The organism is Vibrio sp. 1751, assembly GCF_033339895.1.
Classification (GTDB): Bacteria; Pseudomonadota; Gammaproteobacteria; order Enterobacterales; family Vibrionaceae; genus Vibrio; species Vibrio alginolyticus.
Genome location: NZ_JAWOVM010000119.1, coordinates 1 through 9,872, shown reverse-complemented (window position 1 = coordinate 9,872; position 9,872 = coordinate 1). Strand labels below are relative to the sequence as shown.

At 47.3% G+C, this 9,872-nt stretch carries 10 protein-coding genes and 1 pseudogene; all 11 read left to right on the top strand.

Annotated elements, in window-relative coordinates:
- A partial coding sequence (locus R7041_RS21340) for a protein-disulfide reductase DsbD family protein (RefSeq protein ID WP_318128708.1) occupies positions 1-1,167 on the top strand: 1,167 nt, incomplete at its 5' end.
- Positions 1,164-1,679, top strand: a complete 516-nt coding sequence (locus R7041_RS21335; protein ID WP_064368627.1) for a protein disulfide oxidoreductase — start codon at positions 1,164-1,166, stop codon at positions 1,677-1,679. The genes R7041_RS21340 and R7041_RS21335, both read left to right, overlap by 4 nt.
- 161 nt (positions 1,680-1,840) lie before the next feature.
- Positions 1,841-2,473 (top strand): class I SAM-dependent DNA methyltransferase, encoded by a 633-nt coding sequence (locus tag R7041_RS21330; protein WP_064368626.1) that lies wholly within the window; start codon positions 1,841-1,843, stop codon positions 2,471-2,473.
- 25 nt (positions 2,474-2,498) lie between these two features.
- The gene (locus R7041_RS21325; protein ID WP_064368625.1) at positions 2,499-3,254 is read left to right on the top strand and encodes a class I SAM-dependent methyltransferase; all 756 of its coding nucleotides are present in this window, start codon (positions 2,499-2,501) and stop codon (positions 3,252-3,254) included.
- A 19-nt stretch (positions 3,255-3,273) separates the two neighbouring features.
- Positions 3,274-3,699 carry a GNAT family N-acetyltransferase gene (locus R7041_RS21320; protein WP_064368624.1) on the top strand — a complete coding sequence of 142 codons (426 nt, stop codon included), beginning with the start codon at positions 3,274-3,276 and terminating at the stop codon, positions 3,697-3,699.
- 3 nt (positions 3,700-3,702) lie between these two features.
- Positions 3,703-4,262: pseudogene (locus R7041_RS21315) on the top strand (GNAT family N-acetyltransferase).
- Positions 4,263-4,479: 217 nt separating this feature from the next.
- Positions 4,480-5,613, top strand: a complete 1,134-nt coding sequence (locus R7041_RS21310; protein ID WP_064368623.1) for an efflux RND transporter periplasmic adaptor subunit — start codon at positions 4,480-4,482, stop codon at positions 5,611-5,613.
- Positions 5,606-6,877 (top strand): TolC family protein, encoded by a 1,272-nt coding sequence (locus R7041_RS21305; RefSeq protein WP_064368622.1) that lies wholly within the window; start codon positions 5,606-5,608, stop codon positions 6,875-6,877. The genes R7041_RS21310 and R7041_RS21305 overlap by 8 nt, the downstream gene beginning before the upstream one ends.
- Positions 6,874-8,088, top strand: coding sequence for an ABC transporter permease (locus R7041_RS21300; RefSeq protein ID WP_206949246.1), 1,215 nt, complete (start codon positions 6,874-6,876; stop codon positions 8,086-8,088). The genes R7041_RS21305 and R7041_RS21300 overlap by 4 nt, the downstream gene beginning before the upstream one ends.
- Before the next feature lie 2 nt (positions 8,089-8,090).
- Positions 8,091-9,374, top strand: a complete 1,284-nt coding sequence (locus tag R7041_RS21295; RefSeq protein ID WP_206949245.1) for an ABC transporter permease — start codon at positions 8,091-8,093, stop codon at positions 9,372-9,374.
- A 22-nt stretch (positions 9,375-9,396) separates the two neighbouring features.
- On the top strand, positions 9,397-9,872 hold a 476-nt coding region (locus R7041_RS21290; RefSeq protein ID WP_318128707.1), incomplete at its 3' end, for an ABC transporter ATP-binding protein.

Sequence of the window (9,872 nt, the reverse complement as noted above, 5' to 3'; positions counted from 1 at the left end):
AACATCATGCCTTGCGTTCTTCCGGTTTTGGGGATGAAGCTAAGTAGTATTGTTGCCGCTCAAGGTATCGAGCGTCGTCAAATTCGCGCTCAGTTTGTTGCCTCGTCACTTGGTATATTAACGTCGTTCTGGATTCTCGCTGGTTTTATTTTGGTGCTTAAGCTAACAGGTAATGCCATTGGCTGGGGCGTGCAATTTCAAAGCCCTTGGTTCTTAGGTTTGATGGTGTTGGTCACCACTTTGTTTGGGGCCAATATGCTGGGGCTGTTTGAAATCCGTCTATCATCGGGTACCAATACATGGCTGGCCTCGAAAGGTGATAACTCCCTAGTTGGTCACTATGTTCAAGGTATGTTTGCCACATTGCTTGCGACACCTTGCTCCGCGCCTTTCCTGGGAACAGCCGTGGCGTTTGCCTTGGGTGCCGACGTATTAACGTTATTTGCAACTTTTACAGCATTAGCATTGGGTATGGCACTGCCTTGGATCTTAGTCGCTGTGTTTCCAAGTATCGCGCTGAAACTACCAAAGCCTGGCTCGTGGATGAATGTCGTTAAAATAGTGTTTGGCATAATGATGTTGGCAACCAGCGTTTGGCTACTTTCATTAATGGCAAATCATGTTCCGATGTTATGGATTGCACTTATCGCTGTGGCTGCTTTTGTTGTAATGATGGCAAGAGTTAAGAAAGTGTATGGTGAGAAAGCGCTTGCTGTATCCGGAACTGCGTCATTAGTGTTGATAGCTGGTGGCCTGTTACTTGGTAGTGTCACTGCCGACCAATGGGCGACACCGCTTCCTGAGGACTTAGCGTGGCAGAAGCTTTCTAACTCGGCGATTGAAGATCACGTCAATAATGGGCGAGTGGTGTTTGTGGATGTCACTGCGGATTGGTGTGTCACGTGTAAAGCGAACAAGATCGGTGTGATCTGGCAAGATCCTGTCTACTCATTGCTGCAAAGCCCTAATGTAGCGACGTTAAAAGGGGATTGGACACATCCGGACGGCTCGGTAACTGACTTTTTACGAGCTCATGGGCGTTACGGTGTGCCGTTTAACATCGTCTATGGCCCGGCAGCGCCACAAGGTATCCCGTTACCTGTGATCCTGACTGATGATGTTGTTTTAAGTGCGGTGAAGCAAGCGAGTGGGGGAGCTATTCAATGAGTTCGACAAAGCGGCGTAGAACATTCCGATATTGGCTCGTTCAAATCGTACAGATGGTGCTCATTGTCACCGTCATTTCCATCGCGATGGATTGGTATCGCACTAAAGATATTCCTAAACAGGAGGCACCACCATTGAGCTCAGTATTGAGCGATGGTGAACACTTCGATGCAATCGCGCAAAGTTATGAACAACCTGTCGTTGTTTATTTTTGGGCGACTTGGTGTCCCGCTTGTAAATTTGTAAGCCCAAGCGTGAGCTGGCTGAGTGATGACTACACCGTAGTTGGCGTTTCTGGCTCGTCGGGACCGAATGAGCGTGTGGCGCAGTTTATGAGGGCAAAAGAATATCGTTTCGAAAACATAAACGATCCTTCAAGCGATATTATGCGCGAATGGAAAATTAGCGTGACCCCAACCATTTATGTTTTAAGAAATGGTGAAATTTCCTCCGTCACAACTGGCGTTACTACTCCGATAGGAATATTAGCGAGAATTTGGTTAGCTCGATAACGCAATAAAAATCCGATATTCAAAATATTGAGTATCGGATTTTTTTGTTGTCCTAAACAACCAGTCGGTCACATACCATAAAGAACTAGTCAACCAATAAGTGTCTAGATGCTTATTGCGTGTTACATTCGAGCATCGTTCTGGTTATCAAGGAGGAAACGATGAACGTAGCAAAAATGTATGATGATGTGTCGGATCGCTATCAAAAGTTGGTGGACGACAGTCACTACGTCGGTCCACGTTGGATTTCTGAGAAGTTAAAAACCTCTCCCATCGAGCAAGGCTCGGTTCTCGACCTAGCCTGTGCGACTGGCAGTATCGGACATGTCGTAAAAAGTCACTATCCAGAACTCGCCATCCATGGCTTAGACATCTCGTCCAAAATGGTTGATAAAGCGCGCCAAACTAACCTCTATCAAGGCGTCGCGGTTCATAACCTCGATGAGCCATTTTCCCCTTTGTTTGAGCAAACCTTCGACCTTATCACCGCACTTGGTTTTACTGAGTTTCTAGCAGAGCCTCAACAACTTTTGGAGTGTATTTCGCATAAGCTAACTGCGAATGGACGATGTTTTATCAGCTTTCAATACCACGATCCGAATGGACAAGATTTGCCTCGAAATACTTATAGTGGATCGGTCGTGCATAAGGCATATACCGAAAGTGAAGTTGAGCAACTCTGTCAGCAAGCGGGGTTGGAAGTGGTTTCCCTAGAAAATGTGATTGGTTACGTATCTGGTGTTGGTTATGTGTGTCGATACTTGATGCTAGAGCTGAAAAAGTCACACCGCTGAAATAAGTAACAAACAAGGATTGTTTTTGAAAACACAAGATTTAACCGAGTTCGGGTCAGGCATTGAATACGATGCTCAATACGACCAGCATTACCATCACGACATTGCCTTCATCACAAGGTTAATCGAAGAAGCCAATGCTCGAAGTGTATTGGATGTCTGTTGTGGTTCCGGGATTGTCACGATTCCAGTCTCTGAGCAACTCAACGAAGCCATTGGCATTGATATTTCTGAAGGGATGCTCAAACACGCAAAGGACAAAGCCAAAAACAGGAGTAACTTGCGTTTTCTTCATCTCGACGCAACCCAGTTTTCGTTAGGTAAGAAGTTTGACCTAGCCATAATGACAGGGAATGCATTCCAAGCCTTTTTAAGTGATGAGATGCTAGCAGGTGCACTGAGCTCAATCTCAAGACACCTCGAAAAAGGTGGGCGATTTGTTTTCGATACGCGGTTACCAACGCCAGAAAATCTAGAATTGGATCATGAGATGGTGCTGTGGCAAACCTATGTTTCCCCAACCTATGGTGAAGTGAGTTATTTCGGTATGAAGGCCGAGTATGACTTGCAAACGTCCATCATGTATTTGAACAAAGAGCGCCATTTTGAAAGTGGAACGATTGAGCATTCCAGTATTGATTTAAAATATCGTCCGCTAGAAGACATAGAGGGTTTCCTTGAACAAGCGGGATTCAGAATCATAGAGGAGTACCAATCTTGGTCAGCGCAAGTATTTGAGGCGAATGCCAACTCGCTTGTCTGTGTGGCTGAGAAAATATAAATCAATGTTGAGGGATACAATGCAAGGATTTCGAATTACTATGTCGTTAGATGACATGGATTTAGGCGTTATCTACCAGTTCATTTCAAACAGTTACTGGGGAAAGGGCATTCCAAGAAAACGCTTTGAGAAGTCATTGCGCCATTCGTTCTGTTTCGCGGTTTTGGATGATGAAAATCAACTCGTTGCTTTTGCTCGGTTAATTACCGATCGTACCACGTTTGCGTACCTTGCCGATGTGTTTGTTGTGGAGGTACACCGTGGTAAAGGCATCAGTAAGTGGTTGATCTCAGAAATTATTGCTCATCCAGAGCTACAAGGCTTACGCCGTATGATGCTTGCAACCCGCGATGCTCATGGGTTGTACGAACAGTTTGGGTTCACTCCTATTGCTCCAGTAGAAAACTTCATGCAAATCTGGAAACCGAATGTTTATCAGAGCTAAATCATGATGAGAGTTGAATCTCAACAAGTAGCAATCAGATACCTCAAAACAACAGACGCTGCTCCCCTGTTTGAAAACTATTTAGGCGATGAGCAAGCATGTCGCTTCCTCAATCGCCAAGTCCACCAAAATGTTAATCAAACCCTTGAAGCTATCGAAAGATGGCGTGCTCAATATGATCAAAAGTCTCCCAATCTATTAGTCTTCGCTATTGAAGAACTCACTTCTCAAACTCCTATAGGCTGTCCGGTGCTGATACCTGAGCAAGACAGCAGTGAAATCCATTTTGGTGTATCTGCTCGCTATCAGGGAAAAGGCTATGCAACCCAAGCCTGCAAACTTGGCGTTGTTTACCTGCAAAGCTTGGGTATACGCGCATTCGCACTACCCCGCATATTGGCAACCACGCGAGTATTCGTGTGTTGGAGAAATGTGGCTTTATCAGCCAAGGCATTTTAAAAGCGCATGCAGTTTTTCCTGCTTTAGGACGTGAGGCGCAAGACTGTATGGATATGCGATTGGAGGATACAGATCGGCGCCATTTTGCACATTGTTCAGAATGAAAAGGGTGGCGGTTGAAACGAGCGGTTACAGAGCTTGTTAGTCGCCATCGTAGACAACGTCTTTGCTGAATGATTCTTTAGTTTTTGATTGTCAGAGCCGACTGACAAAACCATACCAACTGTGACAACCAAACCGCTATTAAAGCAGGATATTATTCCTTCAACTTTGTGTTTTAGGAGTAGTCATTAGACTACCCAATAATTGTTGGAATAAATAATGACGAAACGTTGGTTTGTCTCCGCTGTGAGCTTCGCGCTGCTCGGCGGTGGTACGTATTTCTATCTCCAATCTGCTGCTCAACCAGAATTGCTGCCTACATTGATTGTGGAAAAAGGCACGATTGAAAAACAAGCGGTGGCTGTTGGTAAAATTGTCCCTGCACACTCCGTGTCTATCAAGTCACAAATCGACGGTATCGTCGGTGAAATTTACGCGAAAGTTGGTGAAAAGGTGAAGCAAGGCCAGCCGCTGATCAAAGTGCGTCCAAACCCAACACCCCAAGCATTAACGGATGCATCGGCAGAGCTCATGCGTAGCGAAGCCGATCTGGAATCCGCCAAACAAAAACTGTCCAACTTAGAAAGCTTGGTCAAGCAGGACATTATTCCAAGTAACTACGACGAATACGTAAGTGCGCGCTCGGCAGTCAAATCTGCGCAAGCGGACGTATTGCAAAAGCGCCAGAATCTCGAACTCATCCGCAGTGGTGAGGCGTCTATCGGCGATGCACGTTTAACGTCGACGATCTACGCGCCAATTGATGGCACGGTACTCAACCAGAAAGTTGAGGTCGGAGAGCCGATCATCTCGACTCAATCAAGCCAAGCCGCGACTGAAATGATGTCATTGGCCGACATGAACAGTCTGATTTTTAAAGGTAGCGTCAGTGAGCATGATGCTGCGCAGTTGTCTCCGGGAATGCCCGTTATGTTGACGGTTGCGCCTTATCCTGATGTGGCGATTTCTGGTGTGCTAACCAAAGTGGCGATTCAATCTGAGAACCTTAACTCACCAGAGGGCAATGCTTCTGCAAAAAGTTTTGATAACGGTTTTGAGGTTGAAGTGGGAGAACTCAAGATCCCACAAGATGTGTTGCTTCGTTCTGGTTTTTCATCGACGGCTCAAATCATTCTGAAGAAGTCTGAAAACGTGCTCACTCTACCGGAGCGCGCTCTGCAATTTGATGGTGACGCACCGAATGTTCTGATCCCCGATAGCTCAGAACAAGGGTTTCATAAACAACCTGTGAAACTCGGTCTGTCAGATGGCATCAATGTCGAAGTGCTTGACGGCGTGGAGCTTGATGAAGAGGTTATCGACAACAGTATGATGGGAGCGGCGCATGGTTAAGCTGCAACGACCAACAATCGCCTTTGTATTGTTGGCTACCACGCTCAGTTTGCCTACCTATGCAATTTCTATTGAACAAGCTTGGCAACAAGCAAAGCAGAACGATCCAAATTACGAAAAAGCGAAAATCGGCGTCCAGCTTGGCGAGGTTGGCGTACAGAGTAGCCGCAGTGCGTTATTGCCGGGTTTAAGTGCCAGTGCGTCAGCGGATTGGAATGAGTCCTCAAGCCATTCGAACAGTTACGGCGCTACCTTATCTCAAACTATTTGGGATAGCAGCTTGTGGTCGGAACTGGATCAAGCGAATGCCAATTATCTCAAAGCACAGTTAGAGCTATCTCAATCACATAACGAGCTTGCGCAGAAGTTGCTCACCGCTTACCTAGATGTGGCAAGCGCACAGGGCGACCTCAAATTGGCACAGTCCAAGCTGGAGGAGGGGAAAGAACTTCTCAACATCATTGAGAAACGCTATCGAGCAGGCAAAGTGAAGTCGGTTGATGTTGAAGAGATGCGAGCGAATCAAGTCTCTGAGCAAGCAAGTATCCTCAATGCAAAAGCCGATCTCGAAGTGAAAAAAGCAGAGCTTGCGGCGTTAATCAATCAAATGCCGGAGAGTGTCGACCAAATTCGAACGGATTCTCTAATTCAGCCGCCGATGCTGGTGGACTCTCTGGAGCAATGGCTAAAGCTGGCGAAAGACAGCAGTCCAGAGCTGTTGGTAGCGGCGCAGATGGTGAAAGCGAGCGAGTTCGCGAAAGATTCAGCTAAAGGTGGATACTACCCGACCGTCAAAGGCAGTGTGGGCTACAGCGATGGTGACAATCGTTCAAACGGCGAGTTTAACGCTGGGATTAGTTTGAGTTTGCCGATTGACCTCAATGGTGCAGTGCGAGCGAGAGTGGACGAAGCATCGTTGAACATTTTAAACGCCAAGCAAGATATGCGTAGAGTGGAAATTGATATTCAGAAACGAGTTATTCAGCAGTTTACGCAGGTCGATATCAACTGGAATCAAGTTTTGATAGCGAACGAGCTGGTTGAGTCGCGCGCCAGAGTGTTGCAAAGCAAAGAGAAACTTTACGACGCTGGTCTGCTTGAAGTGTCGGAAGTTATCAGTGCACACAACAGCTTGTTTGAGGCGAAAAACAGTCTGCAAACCAACTTGTACAGCTATTGGCGTAAGAGAATCGGCTTACTGCAAACCGCAGGGAAACTCGATGACGATACCATGGCGTTGATCTCTCGGGCTTTTCATTCATGAGCAGCCTGTTGCAGCAAACTTGGCAAACGTTGATGGCGCACCGCATGAAAAGCGTGCTAGCCATTATCGCGATTGCTTGGGGCGTGATCTCTGTGGTGGTGTTAATCGCACTTGGCGAAGGCTTTTATCGCCATCAGACCCAGTCGTTTTCATTTATGATTAACAATGTGCAAGTGGTGTTTCCGTCGAGTACCAGTAAACCGTGGCAAGGGTTACCTTCAAGACGCCAAATTGATATACCACAAGAAAAAGTCGACATGATCAAACAGTCGGGCTTCGTGCAACAGGCGTCGAGCGTTTACGCCAAATGGGATGCGAATATCACCAATCTCAAAGGACAGAACTTATCGAGTACGGTCAGCGGTATTGGTATGTCTTACTTTCCTTTAATGCAACGCAAGCTGCAATCCGGTTCGAGAAACCTGTCACCAAGTGATATGGACAACCACACTCGCGTGGCGGTGTTAGGCGACCAAATTGCGCAAATGGGCGGAATCCAAATCGGGGATAGGCTCAAAGTTAACGGCATTCCGTTTTTGGTGATTGGGATAACCGTCGGTGAGGACACTGGCATTTCATTCGGCGATAGCCGCACGGTTTTCATTCCTCAAACAACGTACCGCGATTTGTGGGATGCGAAACCTTGGATGGTATTGATGAAGCCGAGAGACGGGATGGATGCACCGTCGTTTCGACAAAATATCGTGAACTTTTTCGCCAAGCAGCTTCATTTTGACCCAAGTGATAAAGATGCGGTCGAATTACCCGATTTTAGTGAAGGTGCGGCGGTCATCAGTGGAATTTTGCGTGGCATTCAGATTTTTCTCGGAGCGAGTGGCGCGATGACCATGGCGGTCGGTGCGCTTGGCGTTGCCAACATCATGTTTTTATCTGTCACGGAGCGCACGCGTGAAATCGGTGTGCGTTTGGCGATCGGGGCGACTCAAAAATCCATACTCAGTCAGTTTATTCTTGAAGGGCTTATTTTGGTAGCTGTGGGCACGGCATTAGGTCTGATGTTTTCGTATGCCGTGGTGTCTGTCCTAAGCAGCATGGCATTACCGGAATGGATTGGTTTACCTGTGATCACGCCAGATTCCATTGCTTGGTCTTTACTTGTGACGCTTATCTTGGCATTGATGGCATCGTATTTCCCAGCAAGGCGAGCATCGCGTCTCACGCCAGTCATTGCTTTGAGTGCGAGGGCCTAGTCATGTTGTTACCGATGAGACAAATTTTCCAAGAAATGGCTGCAGAAAAGCTGAGATTGGGTTTGACCATTCTGGCTGTAGCGTGGGCGACCCTCTGTATCGCTGCTATGTTGGCGGTAGGTGAGGGTATTCGTCAGGGCGTATTGAAAACCGCACAAAATGGTAACGGCAACTTGATTTATTTGACCGGAGGGATGGCCACCGTCGACCACGGTGCTTTTCACCAAGGCAAGTTTCTGACATTAAAAATGGACGATTCAGAGGTCGTTCGAGCGTTACCCGATGTAAAAAGTGTTGCGCCAACTGCAAAGTGGAAAGAGCGCATCACCGTTGGTGACAGAAGCTCGTGGCAAGAGCCGTTAGCGGTCACGAGCGAGTTTCAATCCATGACCAATTTGGTGCCGATGGCGGGGGGGCGATGGTTAAACCCACTCGATCAAAAAGAGACGCGCAAAGTCGTTGTACTGGGTTATGAACTGGCAGCCGACTTATTCAACCCGAATGAGGACTTTAGTTGGTTTGCGACAGTCACATTGCAAGTCAACCCTGTGGGGAAAAAGGTAAAAATCGGCAATGAGGAGTTAACAGTTGTGGGCGTATTGGAGAAAAACAGCGCCCAAATAGAACTGGGGGATCTTATCAACTATTCCAGCTTTGTGCCGTTAGCGACGTGGAAGCGATTTCATGTCAACGGTGAAATTGGTGGCATCAATGTGCAACCACAAGCCGATGTAGACCGAGAAGCCTTAGCAAAGACGATCAGGCAAGTGATTGCCCGTAAACACGGCGCAAGTGTCAGTGATGAACAGGTCGTCCAAGTCGATGATATGTTCCTTAAACAAAAGAGTATGCAGCAGTTTCTGATAGGTTTGCAGAGTTTTCTTGGCATTATCGGCTTCGTGACGTTAGCTGTTGCTGGCGTTGGCATCGCCAATGTGATGTATGCCACCGTAAAGCGATCTACGCGTGATATCGGCGTGCGCATGGCAGTCGGTGCAACCCCAACTGCCATTCGCATGCACTATTTAGTACAGTCTTTATTGACAATGTTGATGGGGGGGGCGCTTGGGTTAGCCGTGACGTACGCGCTGGTGTCTGCCATCAGTTCCATTCCTTTAGAGGGCAATGCCTTTTATGAACAACTGGGTAAACCTGTCCCTGAGTTGTCGTGGGTCGTTGTCGCGATTGTCATCCTCACCTTAATGATCATTGGTGTGGCCTCGGCATGGTTACCTGCAAACCGAGCCGCAAAAGTCAGCCCGTTGGAGGCGCTACAAAGTGAATAACAACAATAACTCTGGAGAGAACATGTCGAAGCCGCTTGTTGAGCTGACCAACATCTGTAAATACTACTCAAGCGGGGAGGCGGAAGTTCGCGCGCTAGACGGCGTTGACTTAACCATTAATCAAGGCGAGTTTCTTTCGATTCTTGGCCCGTCCGGTTCGGGTAAGTCAACGTTGATGAACATGCTCGGCTGTTTAGATAAGTCCACCGATGGCGAGTACCAACTTGGCGGCCAAAACGTCGCAAGTTTAAGTGCGAATGAGCTGGCTGGCATTCGTAACCAAAAGATTGGATTTGTCTTCCAAAGCTTTAACTTATTGGAATATGCGACGGCGCTTGATAACGTGGCGCTGCCGTTGGTTTACTCTGGCATCAAAGTCAAAGAACGTCGCCAGCGCGCCGCCAAATTGCTAGAGCAAGTCGGACTAGGGGATCGTTTAGACCATAAACCAAACCAGCTTTCTGGTGGTCAAAAACAGAGAGTTGCTATCGCCAGAGC